This window comes from Caproicibacterium sp. BJN0003, assembly GCF_026314295.1.
GTDB lineage: Bacteria > Bacillota > Clostridia > Oscillospirales > Acutalibacteraceae > Caproicibacterium.
The window spans coordinates 1,076,755-1,090,840 of the sequence record NZ_CP111108.1; the positions used below are offsets into that span (position 1 = coordinate 1,076,755).

16 protein-coding genes and 1 tRNA gene are annotated in these 14,086 nt (G+C 40.1%); 8 read left to right on the top strand and 9 right to left on the bottom strand.

The genetic code is table 11. From position 1 onward, the window contains the following. Window positions 1–32: 32 nt before the first annotated feature. The gene (locus OP489_RS05355; RefSeq protein ID WP_266163299.1) at window positions 33–1,079 is read right to left on the bottom strand and encodes an aldose epimerase family protein; all 1,047 of its coding nucleotides are present in this window, start codon (window positions 1,077–1,079) and stop codon (window positions 33–35) included. Window positions 1,080–1,095: 16 nt separating this feature from the next. After that, window positions 1,096–2,049, bottom strand: coding sequence for an ROK family protein (locus tag OP489_RS05360; protein WP_266163300.1), 954 nt, complete (start codon window positions 2,047–2,049; stop codon window positions 1,096–1,098). Between the two features lie 146 nt (window positions 2,050–2,195). Here OP489_RS05360 and sdaAB point away from each other — a divergent pair, with 146 nt between their 5' ends. The 7 genes from sdaAB (at window position 2,196) to OP489_RS05395 (ending at window position 7,605) form a co-directional block, all read left to right on the top strand. Further along, the gene (gene sdaAB, locus OP489_RS05365; protein WP_266163301.1) at window positions 2,196–2,858 is read left to right on the top strand and encodes an L-serine ammonia-lyase, iron-sulfur-dependent subunit beta; all 663 of its coding nucleotides are present in this window, start codon (window positions 2,196–2,198) and stop codon (window positions 2,856–2,858) included. 12 nt (window positions 2,859–2,870) lie between these two features. Further along, entirely contained in the window at window positions 2,871–3,755 is an 885-nt protein-coding gene (gene sdaAA, locus OP489_RS05370; RefSeq protein ID WP_266163302.1) for an L-serine ammonia-lyase, iron-sulfur-dependent, subunit alpha, read from the top strand. A 19-nt stretch (window positions 3,756–3,774) separates the two neighbouring features. After that, window positions 3,775–4,314, top strand: a complete 540-nt coding sequence (locus OP489_RS05375) for a flavodoxin family protein (protein ID WP_266163303.1) — start codon at window positions 3,775–3,777, stop codon at window positions 4,312–4,314. A gap of 287 nt (window positions 4,315–4,601) precedes the next feature. After that, window positions 4,602–5,363, top strand: a complete 762-nt coding sequence (locus OP489_RS05380; protein WP_266163304.1) for a hypothetical protein — start codon at window positions 4,602–4,604, stop codon at window positions 5,361–5,363. A gap of 320 nt (window positions 5,364–5,683) precedes the next feature. Further along, on the top strand, window positions 5,684–6,514 hold the full coding sequence (locus tag OP489_RS05385) for a hypothetical protein (RefSeq protein ID WP_266163305.1): 831 nt from the start codon (window positions 5,684–5,686) through the stop codon (window positions 6,512–6,514). A 38-nt stretch (window positions 6,515–6,552) separates the two neighbouring features. Further along, complete coding sequence (locus OP489_RS05390; protein ID WP_266163307.1) at window positions 6,553–6,975, top strand: hypothetical protein; 423 nt, start codon at window positions 6,553–6,555, stop codon at window positions 6,973–6,975. A gap of 189 nt (window positions 6,976–7,164) precedes the next feature. Then, on the top strand, window positions 7,165–7,605 hold the full coding sequence (locus OP489_RS05395; protein ID WP_266163308.1) for a Fur family transcriptional regulator: 441 nt from the start codon (window positions 7,165–7,167) through the stop codon (window positions 7,603–7,605). 45 nt (window positions 7,606–7,650) lie between these two features. Here OP489_RS05395 and OP489_RS05400 read toward each other — a convergent pair whose 3' ends face one another. Beyond that, window positions 7,651–8,463, bottom strand: coding sequence for a metal ABC transporter permease (locus OP489_RS05400; protein ID WP_266163309.1), 813 nt, complete (start codon window positions 8,461–8,463; stop codon window positions 7,651–7,653). 23 nt (window positions 8,464–8,486) lie between these two features. Then, window positions 8,487–9,152 (bottom strand): metal ABC transporter ATP-binding protein, encoded by a 666-nt coding sequence (locus OP489_RS05405; RefSeq protein WP_266163310.1) that lies wholly within the window; start codon window positions 9,150–9,152, stop codon window positions 8,487–8,489. Between the two features lie 98 nt (window positions 9,153–9,250). Here OP489_RS05405 and OP489_RS05410 point away from each other — a divergent pair, with 98 nt between their 5' ends. Continuing rightward, a complete protein-coding gene (locus OP489_RS05410) occupies window positions 9,251–10,201 on the top strand; it encodes a metal ABC transporter substrate-binding protein (protein ID WP_266163311.1) in 951 nt (316 codons plus the stop codon). Window positions 10,202–10,321: 120 nt separating this feature from the next. On the opposite strand, the gene OP489_RS05415 is transcribed toward OP489_RS05410, so the two are convergent. The 5 genes from OP489_RS05415 to OP489_RS05435 all read right to left on the bottom strand — a co-directional run bounded on the left by OP489_RS05415 (window position 10,322) and on the right by OP489_RS05435 (window position 14,054). Further along, a complete protein-coding gene (locus OP489_RS05415) occupies window positions 10,322–11,416 on the bottom strand; it encodes an Acg family FMN-binding oxidoreductase (protein WP_266163312.1) in 1,095 nt (364 codons plus the stop codon). Window positions 11,417–11,498: 82 nt separating this feature from the next. Continuing rightward, complete coding sequence (locus tag OP489_RS05420; protein ID WP_266163313.1) at window positions 11,499–12,176, bottom strand: TetR/AcrR family transcriptional regulator; 678 nt, start codon at window positions 12,174–12,176, stop codon at window positions 11,499–11,501. 141 nt (window positions 12,177–12,317) lie between these two features. Then, window positions 12,318–12,404, bottom strand: a tRNA-Leu gene (locus OP489_RS05425). A gap of 252 nt (window positions 12,405–12,656) precedes the next feature. Continuing rightward, complete coding sequence (locus OP489_RS05430) at window positions 12,657–13,208, bottom strand: DUF1836 domain-containing protein (RefSeq protein ID WP_266163314.1); 552 nt, start codon at window positions 13,206–13,208, stop codon at window positions 12,657–12,659. Then, window positions 13,209–14,054 carry an AraC family transcriptional regulator gene (locus tag OP489_RS05435; RefSeq protein ID WP_266163315.1) on the bottom strand — a complete coding sequence of 282 codons (846 nt, stop codon included), beginning with the start codon at window positions 14,052–14,054 and terminating at the stop codon, window positions 13,209–13,211. It lies immediately after the preceding gene. Window positions 14,055–14,086 lie beyond the last annotated feature (32 nt).

Sequence of the window (14,086 nt, forward strand, 5' to 3'; positions counted from 1 at the left end):
TTTTAATAAAAAAGGGCTGCGCTTTTTTAACTTTAGAGTTCAAATTTATAAATGGTTGTTGTATGAAATTTTTCATTTGGTAGGAGAGGGGAACAACAAAATTCCGGATGATTCATTGCGTCTGGAAATTCCTGTGTTTCTAAACAGAAAGCGTGGTGAGGTTTTAAGGGAATTTGACCATGATCGGCCTCTTCCGTATCAAAACTGTTTGCAGTGTAGAGCTGCATGGATGGGCGGTCGGTAAAGACCCGCAGATGTCTTCCGCTTTTCTGGTCAAAGGCGTTGGCGACCCGTCTCATACCACTCCCTTTTAATTTGTAAGCATGGTCATAGCCGCCGGCTTGTCGGATTAAAGGTTCTCCGGAACGAATATCCTGACCGATCGTTTTTCCGCTTCGAAAATCACAGGCGCCTTCTACCGAGAGAAGTTTGCCGGTCGGAATTAAATCAGAAGTAACTTCGGCAACTTCATCGGCTTCTATCTGTAAAATGGTAGAGAGCACGTCACGCTGTGGTCCGCCGAGATGGAAATAGCAATGATTTGTTAAATTTAAGTAGGTAGGTGCGGTCGTTTTTGCATGATACTCTATGATCAGCGCATTGTCGGCTGAAAGCGTATAGCAGACAGAAACATCACATTTCCCGGGAAATCCTTCTTCTCCGTCGGGGCTGCAGTAACGGAAAGTGAGGGAGGGGGAATCGTCATGATAATCACTACACTTTAGTTTCCACACCCGATGACTGAATCCAATATTTCCGCCGTGCAGATGGTTTTTCCCTTCATTTTGTGTGACCTGATATTGCTTTTCGTTTATTACGAACTGACCGTCTTTAATCCGATTAGCCCACCTGCCGATCATTGCTCCTTGGTAGTTTCCGCGATGGGTATAAGGCATGAGCTCATTATGGCCCATAATCATTTCATCGAAATTTCCGTGTTTATCCGGCATCTGAATCGATTGTACCCGTGCGCCGAAGGAGAGCAGCGTAACAGAGGCACCATTCGTATTCTTGAGTGTATAGGAAGAAATAACAGTTCCATCTGAAAGTGTGCCGAATTTTTTTTCTGTAAGACTCATAATGGATTATCTCCTTTTATTTTCCTAATAAAGCAGCGCCAATAATTCCGGCGTCATTTCCAAGCTGTGCGACTTTTAGTTCCGTGGCCTTTCCATTTGGAACTGAAAAGACTTCTTTTTCAACATAAGCTCGAAGCGGTTTCAGCAGTGTTTCTCCCTCGTTGCAGATTCCTCCTCCGATACAAAGAATATCCGGTTGAAAGGTATTGATGCAGTTTACAATTCCACAGCCTAAATGGCCAATATAGGTATCAACAATTTCTTTGCCGAGAGGATCGCCTGCCCGCATAGCATCAAAGGCAGTTCGTCCATTGATTTTTTTGAGGTCCCTATTGATAAGATGCCAAATAGGAGATTCTTTATTTGCAGCTTTTTCCATAAAAAGGCGAGTCGTCGTAATTAGACCTGTAGCGGAGGCATAAGTTTCCCAACAGCCCCTTCTGCCGCAGGTGCAGAGTCGGCCGTTATATTCGATGACAATATGTCCCATTTCTCCGGCAGCAAAGTTGCAGCCGCCGTAAATTTTTCCATCTAAAATAATTCCGCTTCCAATTCCGGTCCCCAATGTAATGGCAAGTGCACTTTTTGCACCTTTCATTGCTCCGGCCATATATTCACCGTAAGCTGCAGCATTGGCATCGTTTTCTACGATTACCTTGCACTTCATCCGTTCTGACAGCCGTTTTGCAAGCTCGTAATTTTTCAGGTATAGATTTCCGGCAAATCCAACAATGCCGGTACTACGATTTACGCTTCCCGGGGTACCAACACCGATCCAGGGAAGATCGTTTACAGAGATTCCAGCATTTTTCAGAGCGTCGAGTGCTACTCGGCTAAGCTGTTCAGTCATTTCTTCATGGGAGCAGGGGACAATAGTGTCTTGCTTTGCCCGAGCGATGATCTCATAGGAATCATTGATGACCCCTGCAGCCATATGGGTGCCTCCGAGGTCAATGCCAAGATAATACAAAGAAATCCCTCCTAAAATGCAGAGTTCGTTTGACAACAGTATAACATTCTTTTATCTTGATGAAAATAGTTTTTCAAAATTTGCAGATCCTATATTTTGGGGTTATAATAACGAACAACAGAGGAATCAGTAAGGGGGAAAATTTTTTGAATATTTTCGATATTATTGGTCCGGTTATGATTGGTCCCTCCAGTTCTCATACAGCTGGAGCAGTGCGGATTGGACTCATTTCCAGAAAACTTTTGGGAGAAGCACCAAAAAATGCGCAGATCCTGCTCCATGGTTCCTTTGCGGATACCGGAAAGGGACATGGAACAGACCGCGCTTTGATTGCCGGACTTTTAGGGCTAAAACCGGATGATTCAAACATTCCGATGAGCTTTTCATTGGCAGAAAAAGAGGGACTCCACTTTTCATTTGGAACCGTTCATCTGAAAGGTGCACATCCAAATACGGCGGTCCTTCGTTTGGAAGGGGTTACAGGAAAGACTTTGGAGATTGAAGCGAGTTCTATAGGTGGAGGACAAATAAAGGTATGTAAACTTGATGGGATCGAAACAAACTTTTCCGGAGATTACCATACACTGATTGTCCATAACCTAGATCATCCTGGGCATGTGGCGCAAGTGACAACGGTGCTTTCACAGAGAAATGTTAATATTGCTCGTATGCAGCTATATCGGAATGTTTTAGGTGGATATGCGGTTATGGTGATTGAGTGTGATCAAAAGATTCCGGAAGATGTTGTCACGTGGCTGACAAAATTAGATGGAATCATTAAAGTGACCTATTTAAATATTGAGGAATAGGGGGATATCAAAATGTCTTTTTCTTCGATTGCACAAATGCTTTCCGAATCAGACAAGAATCAACTGCCTTTATGGAAAACAATTTTGCAGGATAATTTAGCGGAACAGGGCGGTACGGAAGAGAACTTTTTTGCCCGCATGCAGGTAATGTGGACAGCAATGCAGGAATCAAGCAAAAATTATAAAGCAGAGGATCATTCTAATAGCGGCCTTACAGGTGGAGATGGGGCAAAAGTCTTTTATGCAGCACAAAAAGGCCGGCTTTTTGGAGATTCATTTTTAAACGAGATCATTACAGAGGCACTTAAAGTTAGTGAGTGCAATGCCTGTATGAAACGGATTGTTGCAACACCGACGGCGGGTTCCTGTGGGGTTCTGCCGGCAATCCTGCTGCCGCTAAAGCGCAGAGACCTTTTTCCTGACGATTCTTTTGTAAAGGCACTTTTTGTAGCGGCAGGATTTGGACAAGTAATTGCTCAGCGTGCTTCAATCGCCGGAGCTTATGGGGGATGTCAAGCGGAAATCGGAACAGCTTCAGCAATGGGGGCGGCGGCTTTGGTGAGCCTAAAGGGAGGCAGCAATCAGATGTGTGCAAATGCTTGTGCAGTTGCACTTTCAAATTTGATGGGGCTTGTTTGTGATCCGGTGGCGGGCTTAGTTGAAGTCCCATGTGTAAACCGTAATGTGATCGGAGCCATGAATGCGTTGAGCTGTGCTAATTTGGCGCTTTCCAATATTCAGAGCAGAATACCGCCGGATGAAGTGATTGATGCAATGAATGAAGTCGGAGAAGAGATGAGCCCAGATTTGAAGGAAACCGGAAAAGGGGGGCTTGCTGGAACCCCCACCGGGTGTAAAATTGCGCAGAAACTTTCTGAGGAAAAAGATTATTTGTGATGGCGTTGGAGGGAATATTATGAAAAAGATAGCTGTACTGATAGGAAGTGCCCGAAAAGGCGGCAACACTGAACTTTTGACAAATGCTTTTGTAAAAGGTGCTCAGGAGCATCATGAGGTAACAATGATTTTTGCTGCAAAGGTAAAAGTGAATGGTTGTATAGGCTGTAATGCCTGTTATTCTGATGAAAAACACCGTTGCATCCAGAAAGATGATATGGAGCAAATTTATTCTCAGCTCAAAGATGCTGATGCGATTGTGATTGCCACTCCGGTTTATTTTTATAATGTAAGCTCTCAGCTAAAATGTATCATTGATCGGCTGCATAATCCAATTCGAGATGAGTTTAAAGTGAAACAGCTTTTTCTCCTTGCAGTCGCTGCGGATACGAATCCAACCGTTTTTGATTCCATTAAGGTTATGTACCAATCAGTACTGCATTATTTTCATCTAAAAGATGGTGGTATGATTACAGTGCCGGGAGTGAAAGACCGTGGGGATATTGTTGGGCATAAAGCTTTAGAAGATGCCTATCAACTTGGTAAAAATATTGAATAAGTATTAAGGGACTCAAAACGCTGATTGGCGATTGAGTCCCTTTTTATGTTATCTGATTATATCAGGAGAGCGTGGATAATCACAACGTTTGACCATAATTTAAAAAAAGATAATCTTTCTAATGGATTTTCATGCAGGCAACAAATATGCGGTATTAAAATTTAATTACGGAATTAAGAGGATATTTGTCATAGCGTGTAACAATCATGTAAAAAGCTTCATAAAATATCCTAAAGGATAGAGATTATCAATAGACTCTATCTAAATTTATTAAAAGGAGATTTGTTATGGACTGCGTGAAAATCGGTGACTCCAATTTAGATATAGATGCTAAAGACGGCACACAGAACCTAGATACTGCAGCGGATTGGTATACAAGTTTTAAAAACAGCGTTGAATTTGCAAAAGATGAGGCGGCAAAAATATCTTCGCAGCAGTTCCCTCAATTGGTGCATGACATCTGTACGAAAGATGTTCGAGATATCGGTGTGGCAAATAGAACTATTTACCAAACGGTTCCTTGCAACCCCGATGGGAGTGCAGGCTGTCGTGGGGGAATGCTCCCCGATGGAGTTCCTTCTATTTCCAGTATCCGCGTTTTGTGCGCTGATGAACGTTTGAGTCCATCCACCGGCTGCGACCGCATTACAAATACGGTTGAGTTTGAAGTGGTGTTGAAATACGGAGTGAATACCTTTGTAGTAATGACACCAAAAGAGTCGTTTGATATATTATGGAGCGATTTTAAACGTTTCCCAAGTTTCCAACCTTTCTCGAGCGTTCGTGAATTTAGGCAGGAACTGAAAAATATCGATGGGTCCTGCAAAGCAATTAAAATCGTTGGTACGAGTGTAGTACAGGATGGAAACAATTGCGTTTTGAGAATTGATTATCAGGTGTTTGATAAACTTTGGAAGTTTGAAGATCTTATCATTCTGGCAGTGAAGCCAATCTCCGACAATACCACCGTTTGCGACTTGTTCGATCAGGGACATCAAATTGGGCCTTGCTCAAATGGATCCGGTGGCAGTGCCTGCTGTGGCGGTTAGTTTTTCGACCAATTTGTTAGTTAATAAATATCCATTGGGGTTTTCTTCCGTTGTGAAATTACAAAGATTTCACCGGAAGAGCCCCTTTTTATTTCATTTTTCTAATGAACAACTAGTTTGTGATGAATCAAATCATAGAAACAGCTAGTATTGAGATTTGCCCTATAACTTTTTAAACAACAAAACATATATTATGAGAGAAGATTAATTAATTTTTTAATTGAATTTCATGAGATATTAATTGAGTTACGTATAAATCATGATATTCATGATGCGTGCCTTCAGTGATATTTTATTGAAATTTAAAAGGAGGTTTTTATATGTCAGAAAAGCAAACAGATTCAAATATGAGTTTTTCCCCATTTAAAGTTGGTGCAACGGCAACTGGATCGGTAAGTGTAAAAGAGGGGGAGAGTCCTCAATCGATTAGAGCCATTAGTAATGTTATTATTACTGATGTAGTGAAAGCTGTTGTAAAAGAATCCGCAGATAAGGAATTTGACAATGATGGAGAAAGAATAAAATATACCGTAACCTTGCAGAATGATTCTTCTGTTGATCTATATGACGTTAAAATTATAAGCGAATTGTGCTCAAAGACGACTTTGGTAAAAGATTCTATTATCCCCACACCTCAGCTTGATGAAACGCTGGAAACTGGAATTTCTATTACAAGTCCAAATGAAATGTCTGTTGGAAGTGTTCCTAAAGGAACATCAGCAGTATTGGAATATGAGGTAACAATCAATGAAGGAGAAACCGGCGATGTTGTGAACGACTCTATTGCTGAGATTAAGTTTAGGGACCAAATGGGCAGTGAATATACCGGAAGAACAGAACCAAGCATAGCTGTGACCAATATTGCAAAAGCAGATCTTCAGATCATTGAGACGGCAGATAAAACATTTGTAACAGAAGACGATGAAGAGATTGTATTTAGCTTGACTATTAAAAATACGGGAAATGTCAAAATCAATGATATTGTTGTTACAAGTCCATTCCCAGCTGGAATGAATTATAAATCAAACTCAACCTTAAAGAATGATACAGAAGCTTTGAGCGATGAAAACCCTGCGGACAGCATCAATATTGGTGATCTTGATCCTGCACAAATTTATAAAATACAATTCAGCGTAACAGTAAATTTATAATGGGCAAGTGATCTATCAATTGTGAGGTAGGTGTCAATATGCGAGAATTTATAAATGTGGCGCGTGTTAAGGGGATGTATCAAGGAAAGGTTATCAATTCGGTCAGTAACCCTTGCAAAATTACAGTACAGCGTAAATATCATTGTATCTGCGAACATGTCTATAAAACTTTTCAAATAACCGATGCACGCAGTGTTGAGTCACGCGTTTATTATAATGGTGTGCGGCAATTTGAATGGAATCATGTTGTAATGATTGCCGCCGGATATGAAATTCGCACCAAGTATATTGATAGCAAAAACCATAAAAAAATCATGACCGATTATGGAAATGTTTTATTTTATAGTCCGACGAATGCACGCAAATACTTGTTGAGGATTCCAAATTTACCTGCCTGCAGCATCTTGAAGGATAAAGTGACAGTTGAGTTTCCAATTATAGCAGCATTCAGTAACATTTAAATAAAATTTTCTTAAAACAATCAATTAAGGCTGCCTGTTATTCGGCAGCCTTTTTATAATACGATTAAAAATGATCAGATAAGAATGTATTGACGAAGAGTGATGAAAATGACATAATAAATAATGTCGTAAATATCAAAGGTGACGATATTGAATCCAATATTAGGGATTGTATAAGAGGTGAAAAATTTGCCAAATCAAAACGAATTTGAAAATTTATTGACAAATAGAAATTTAAAAAGGACGAAGACAAGAATTTTAGTTCTTGAAGTTCTGAAAGATTCATCACCCAAAACGGTCGACGAAATTTTTTCTGTTTTATATCAAAATAATAGGAAGCTAAGTTTATCTACTGTTTATCGGACTTGTGAAACATTGACGGAAAAAGGGATTCTGTCAAAAGTGAATTTAACAGATGATGGTGTTGCTAGATATGAATATATGAAGTCTGAGCATACGCATCATGCGATTTGCCTTGGCTGTAATAAAATCATTCCGATTGATGACTGTCCTTATGGTCAATTTGATCAGATCATGAAATCTAAATATGGATTCGATGTTAAAAGCCACCATATTGAGATTTATGGATACTGTCAGGATTGTATTAGAAAAAGAGAAAAAAAGGAATAGATTCGCTCTTTTGTGCCAAAGTGGGGGAAAAGAGAATAGTGACTTTTATACTGCCTTCATTTTTATTTGGAATGCGATTCTTCGGACTAGAATGACAATCACAAGGATGGAGACGGAGACTAGGGCGGTAAATCCTCCTGGTGCTACGTTTAAGTAGTATGAAATAAACAGTCCGGATAAAATATCTATCATGCTGAACACGATGGAAAAAATAAGCGTTAGTTTAAATCCTTTTCCAAGTTGCAGCGCAGTAGCGACCGGAAGAGCAATCATAGAACTTAATACCAGGACGCCGACAATGCGGATTGAAACTGAAATTGCCGATGCAACGAGGATTGAAAACACATAATTAATCAATTTTACTTTTACACCTGCTATTTTTGCGGCTTCCTCATCATAAGCAATATAGAGCATTTGGTTATATAGAAAAATGAGAGTGCAAACCGAAATGACGCTAAGGACGAATACGGTGATCATATCAAATTCTGTAACAGTCAAAACGCTTCCGAACAAAAAAGAGTCTGCATTAGCATGGAGCTTTCCGGAACTGATGATTGTAATGGCAATGCCAACACTGAGCGAAAGTACGATTGTTAAAATCAGGTCGGTATATTTTTTAAAATAGGTCCGCAGAAATTCGATTAAAGCTCCGCAGATTGAAGTGAAAACAAAAGCGCCAAGAATTGGGCTTTGATTACACAATAATCCAATTGTAATACCGGCAAGGGATGCATGTGACAAAGTATCTCCTATCATGGAATATCGTCGGAGTACTAAAAAAATTCCGATACATGGACAAAGTATGGAAATGAAAACAGATACAAACAGAGCGTTTTGCATGAAACTATAATTTAACATTCTAATGGATCCTTCCTAATGATTCATTCATTCTTTAAAAATTCAGCAGTATATTTTTCCGGAGTGCAGAGGTGACCTTTCCCGTTACTCAGATGATAAATTAGTGTAGAGTTTGAAATAGCAGCATCAAGATTGTGTTCTACAGAAACAATCGTGATGCCGTTTTTTTTATTGATGCTGGTAAGAAAATAATAGATTTCCTTCTGACTGCCGACATCTACGCCTGTAGATGGTTCATCTAAAATAAGTAAATCAGGATTTCCCATTAACGCTCGTGCGATCAATATTTTTTGACTTTGTCCTCCCGAAAGCGTTCCCATTAAAGAATTTGAAAAGGAATTCATACCGACTTTTTGTAAGATGTCAGAGATTACCTCTTTATTTTTGATTTTTAAAAGCTTTCGGTAAGCGTTTAGCGTTTCATAAACGGTGATAGGAAAACCGGAATTCGAGAAATCGTTTTTTTGAGGAACATATCCAATCCGTTTTGCGTGTATGACAATCATTCCTTTGGTTGGTTTTAAAAATCCTAAAATCAATTTCATAAGGGTACTTTTTCCGCAGCCGTTTTCGCCTAATATTGAGACGTAGTCACCATCTTTTATTTCCAGGTCAATTCCATTTAATAAGTACGGAGGTAAACCAGTATAGGAAAAATACAATTCGCTTGTTTCAATCGTAAAAAACACCCACCTTTAAATTTTCTCTTGACAAAGACATTGTGTTAAGACTATTATAAATGCAAATGACAGTCATTTGCAAGTAAAATTTTGGGGGTCAAAGCAAAATGTCTAAAAAAATAGTTGCCTTATTATTAAGTTTGCTTATTGTTCCGGCTCTTTCGGCCTGTGGCAGTACAAACAACAGTACCGCTGGGAGCAACATTAGCAGCAGTGTTGCCAATCAGGCAAGCACAACGAAAAGTGAAAAAGTTAAAGTATCTGTGACGTTTAATGCAATGAAGGAATTCACTGAGGCTGTCGGTAAAGACAGAGTGGATGTTTCAACGATTATTCCGGATGGCACGGAACCACACGATTTTGAGCCGAAAGCACAGGACCTTGCCGGATTAAGTTCTGCACAAGTCTTTGTTTATAATGGTTTTGGCATGGAATCCTGGGCGGACCAGGCAGTTAAAGCAGCCGACAATAAAAATTTGGTTGCAGTTGAAGCTTCCAAGGGCGCGACACCGATTCAAAATACAGATGCTGATGAGATAAAAGAGCATGGACAATATGATCCTCATATTTGGATCAGTTTAAAAGGTGCTGAAATAGAGGCCGCAAATATTCGAGATGGATTAATAAAGGCAGATCCCGCATCTGCTGATTATTTTAAACAGAACTGTGATGATTTTGTTTCGCAGTTGGAAAGTTTGTATTCAGAATACAATACGAAATTTCAAGCTGCCCAAAACAAGAGCTTTGTGACCGGACATGCCGCTTTTGCTTATTTGTGCAGAGATTTTGGATTAGAGCAAAACAGCGTGGAAGACGTATTTGCAGAAGGAGAGCCAAGTGCGCAGAAGTTAGCGGGACTTGTAGATGACTGCAAAAAGAATCATGTAAAAACAATTTTTGTTGAAGATATGGTTAGTCCTGCTGTTTCTCAGACACTTGCTGATCAAGTTGGTGCAAAGGTTGAACAAATCTACACAATTGAGAGCAACGAAGATGAAAAAACCTATCTGGACCGCATGAAATCAAATCTGAGTGAAATTTATGATAGTTTATCCTAATAAAAAAAATAAACCAATAAATCACTTAAAAAGCACCGTAAGCCATTGCTTTCGGTGCTTTACACACAAAAAATGCTCCCCACATTTGTGAGGAGCCATTTTTATACAAGTTAAGCTTGTTTAATTAGATTTTATAAGGCTTTGCACGTCACGTCGCATACTTAGTGGAACACTTTTGGTAGCAGCACCAACGCGAAAGAGCATTTGTACGGTACCGCCATCCGGTGCATAGGCCTCTTTAAATTCGGTATAAGGAGATTCCATTTCGGGATACTCTTCCAGCACTTGGCTGAGAGGCTGCATCGCTAAGTCTAGTGTGTGTCCAGTCAGTACCAGCTTGCTGTAAGTCATTCCGCTTTCAACTTGCTCGAGGCGAGTATTTCCAGTGGTTATGATCATAGCGTATGCGGGAGTGTGTTCGACGGATGTTTTGGTAGAGTTAATAAAATTCTGAGAGGCGGATTTTCCCGTGTTCATGGATGGAAAGAGCGTAACCAGTCCTTGTAAAATATTTTTCATAAAGCCGGAAGTGCCTTGTCCCTCCACTGAATAGCCGTAACGGTATTCATTTTTCTGATATTCGTTTGCCCGAAAAATGGCGTTTGATTCATCCATTACACGGGTGACGCCTGCCTCAATTGTTGCACTTTGCAAGGCAAAATTGCCGATATTGCTGAGATCTTTCTGATCTTGATACAGTTTGATGGAAACGTTGCTCATAGAGGAAAGCGATTCGATAGCCGAGACCTGTGAATCAGTTAGCTTTCCCGGCTGATAAGCTTCTCTGTTGGTATCCGGCAGAAAAAGGGTGTCATAAATCGCACTGCTTTGGGGCTGTGTCTTTGTAAGTGTAATCTTTGCAACCGGATTTGAATCCATGCTTTCTGCAAGATTGGATTCGTCGTATGTGCCGTCTGGGAAAAGGGCGATATCCGCGTGGTAACCTTCTTTTTCACCCGCCACAGCGACATATTCTAGAAATGTTCCCTGTGAAATCATCATCTGCCGAGCATATGGATCGACTTCTTTCGTTGTACGTGAGCTGTCGGCGTAAAGATAAAATACCATAGGATCAGATTCGTCGAGGCGGATTTTCCAGGGCTGCATATTATGATTGCTTGCTGCAAGCAAACCGGCGGCCGCAAGACGTACTCTTGGATCAGAATACTTTTCGGCATAATTTTTTGACCAAGGTTCCATATATGTTTGCTTCATAGATCCTCCACTAATACAGTAAAGTATGATTATTAAGATGAGACATAACACGGCAATGCCTGCTAAAATAAAACTTCCTATTTTAAACGCCCTTTTCATTTTTATTTTCTCCATTCCTGTCAATCAGTCGCATAATCAACTGAAAGGATTCCGAGATAAACTCATTGGGGTCAACACCGTGATAATTTTTTATATAATCGCCTTTTTTCTTTCCCGTGTTGTAAACTCCGATTGTACATGCCCATAAAATTAAGGCAGCTTGTTCGGTATCAAGCCCACTGCGGAGGGTGCCTTCTGCAACGCCCTTTTGCAGTGCACGAAAAAGATATCCGAAAATCATTTCGCCTAACCGATAGCATTCCGCTTTGGATTCGTCCTTCACGCTAAGCTGGTCATTCGAATCTTTTGTTTCATATTCCATGATTGCCTTAAAATATTCCGGGTAATCTCGGCTAAATTCAAAAAACGTGAAAAAGATGTTGCGCAATTCTTCCAAGGCGTTTCGTGGCGGTTTTGTTTGGAAACTGTTTTCGATCATTTGAATCATCAATCGGTACCCTCTGATCATGATTTCAAAATAGATTTGTTCCTTGCTGTTGAAATAGAGGTAGACAGTCCGTTTGCTAAACTCTGCTTCTTTGGCCACCTCATCCATCGATGCATTTTCAAACCCTCTGGAAAAAAAGACTCGTTCTGCAGCATTGATAATATCTTTTCGCTTGATTTCTTTCTCTTGTCGTTTCCTGTCGTTGTATCCCATTGATGCACCTCAAACTTCACATAGATGTAATTAAGTAAACTGATAGTTTACACGATTATATGGGAAATATCGATATTTGTCAATGCCTAATAAAAAAATCGTTTCGATAGGAGCGAAATGCTCATTCCTATCGAAACGATTTGGTGCCGCTGACCAGACTTGAACTGGTACGGTATTGCTACCGAGGGATTTTAAGTCCCTTGTGTCTGCCGATTCCACCACAGCGGCATATCTATTTTAAGCTTTTTATATCCATTAGCTTTACCATGGCGGCAAATATGAAAATATTATAGCATAGCTTTCATTTAAAATCAATTCATTCTTGCATTTTTTTGAATGTCTCTCTTATGAGACCCTCAAAACGATGAGCACAGGAATTTTTCAAATGGCCAAATTTAATTTTTGTTTCCTATATGTCTTGGTATTTTTTAATTCTAGATCATGAAAAGAATATTTTATTTTAGCCAATCGTTCCGAGGGCTATTTGTCAAGATCTTTTTCGATGGTTCCTTTTTGCTGTTCGCTCAGGATTCGTTCAGCTGCTACTCTGCGTGCGTCTGCTTCAATCGAGAGATCCATTGCAAGCTTTGTCAATGCCGAGTCTCCTTTTTGGGCAGCACTATCAACTCTTTCGCACACTTCTTCAATCGATGTTTTCTGTGCTTTACAAAAAGCATCATAAAGTTCACTTTCACTTTGGGTGTCAAGTGATGTTTTTAAAAGAGCGTGAATATCCTGAAGGGAAAGGACTTGCTTTAAAAGGCAGACAATTGTCAAAAGGGCAAGGTGAGAACGGCTGTATTTTTTGGATTTTGGGCGAGGCAGAACCCCTGCCTTTACATAGTTGTTAATCATACTGGAAGAAAGCAACCCCGTGTGTTCATCCCGTTCAAATAGAGAGAGTTGTTTTTCCATAAAAGTAAGGACTTGATCCATATAAAGATAAATTTCAGGAAGTCGGTCCCATGAGACTGCTTGATAATTTTCGATTTTTTGAGACCATTCAGAAATTCGCTCGGTTGGTTTGCTCATTTATGATTCCTCCTCTACTATGATTGGATTCTTAATATATTGACTGGGTGGGAATCCCATATGCTTTTTAAAAACCCGAGAAAAGTATAATGGGTCAGAAAATCCAGCGGAATATGCTGCTTCGCCTACACTTAACTTTTTCTCCTTTAAGAAAAAAAGTGCTTTTTGTAGGCGATAGTGCGTCAAATATTCATTGGGCGGCATTTTCAGATATTGGACAAAAAGCCGATAAAGATGACTGCGTGAAATTTCTGCGCTTGCTGCAATCTGGCCGATTCCGATTGGCATAGAATAGCTGCGGTCAATAAAGCGCATTGCTTTCTGAACGTAGTGAAATCCGGATTCACAAGTATCTGCTTTTTTTCCAAAGCGATCCATTAAATAGGACAAAAACCACAAGAGGCAACTTTCCATCTTGGCTTCATTACTATCTCCAGACCCCGAAACTGAAATGATTTTCATGATCAGATCTTTGCAGGAGTTTTCTTTTCCACAATCAAAAACAGGGCCACCGCTCAGAAGACCGGTCTGCTCCATCAGATGAGGAGCATCACTTCCATTAAAACCAACCCAGCAGTATTCCCATGGAAAATCCGAGTCTGCACGGTAAGAAGCAATTACGTTTGGTTTTACAAGAAAGACTTGTCCGGCAGAAAGGCGCCAACTCTTTCCTTCGGCAGAAAAAGTACCGTGTCCGCTGACAATATAATGGATTAAATAGTGGTCACGGATGGCAGGCCCCCAAGAATGATTGGGAGCACAGCGCTGAATCCCACAGCTGTAAACGGCAAGCCCAAGATTATATTTGCTGCCTTTAAATGAATGGCGAAATTCATCACTTGTCATTTTAAAAACTGCCTTTCATGGTTTTATAAATT

What these genes read in the sequence shown, in the direction of transcription:
- OP489_RS05430 (WP_266163314.1), bottom strand. Translation starts at nt 13,208, where the DNA reads ATGAGCAAACCAACCGAGCGAATTTCTGAATGGTCTCAAAAAATCGAA.
- OP489_RS05355 (WP_266163299.1), bottom strand. Translation starts at nt 1,079, where the DNA reads ATGAGTCTTACAGAAAAAAAATTCGGCACACTTTCAGATGGAACTGTT.
- OP489_RS05380 (WP_266163304.1), top strand. Translation starts at nt 4,602, where the DNA reads ATGGACTGCGTGAAAATCGGTGACTCCAATTTAGATATAGATGCTAAA.
- OP489_RS05375 (WP_266163303.1), top strand. Translation starts at nt 3,775, where the DNA reads ATGAAAAAGATAGCTGTACTGATAGGAAGTGCCCGAAAAGGCGGCAAC.
- OP489_RS05435 (WP_266163315.1), bottom strand. Translation starts at nt 14,054, where the DNA reads ATGACAAGTGATGAATTTCGCCATTCATTTAAAGGCAGCAAATATAAT.
- OP489_RS05410 (WP_266163311.1), top strand. Translation starts at nt 9,251, where the DNA reads ATGTCTAAAAAAATAGTTGCCTTATTATTAAGTTTGCTTATTGTTCCG.
- OP489_RS05415 (WP_266163312.1), bottom strand. Translation starts at nt 11,416, where the DNA reads ATGAAGCAAACATATATGGAACCTTGGTCAAAAAATTATGCCGAAAAG.
- OP489_RS05420 (WP_266163313.1), bottom strand. Translation starts at nt 12,176, where the DNA reads ATGGGATACAACGACAGGAAACGACAAGAGAAAGAAATCAAGCGAAAA.
- OP489_RS05400 (WP_266163309.1), bottom strand. Translation starts at nt 8,463, where the DNA reads ATGTTAAATTATAGTTTCATGCAAAACGCTCTGTTTGTATCTGTTTTC.
- OP489_RS05390 (WP_266163307.1), top strand. Translation starts at nt 6,553, where the DNA reads ATGCGAGAATTTATAAATGTGGCGCGTGTTAAGGGGATGTATCAAGGA.
- OP489_RS05385 (WP_266163305.1), top strand. Translation starts at nt 5,684, where the DNA reads ATGTCAGAAAAGCAAACAGATTCAAATATGAGTTTTTCCCCATTTAAA.
- sdaAA (WP_266163302.1), top strand. Translation starts at nt 2,871, where the DNA reads ATGTCTTTTTCTTCGATTGCACAAATGCTTTCCGAATCAGACAAGAAT.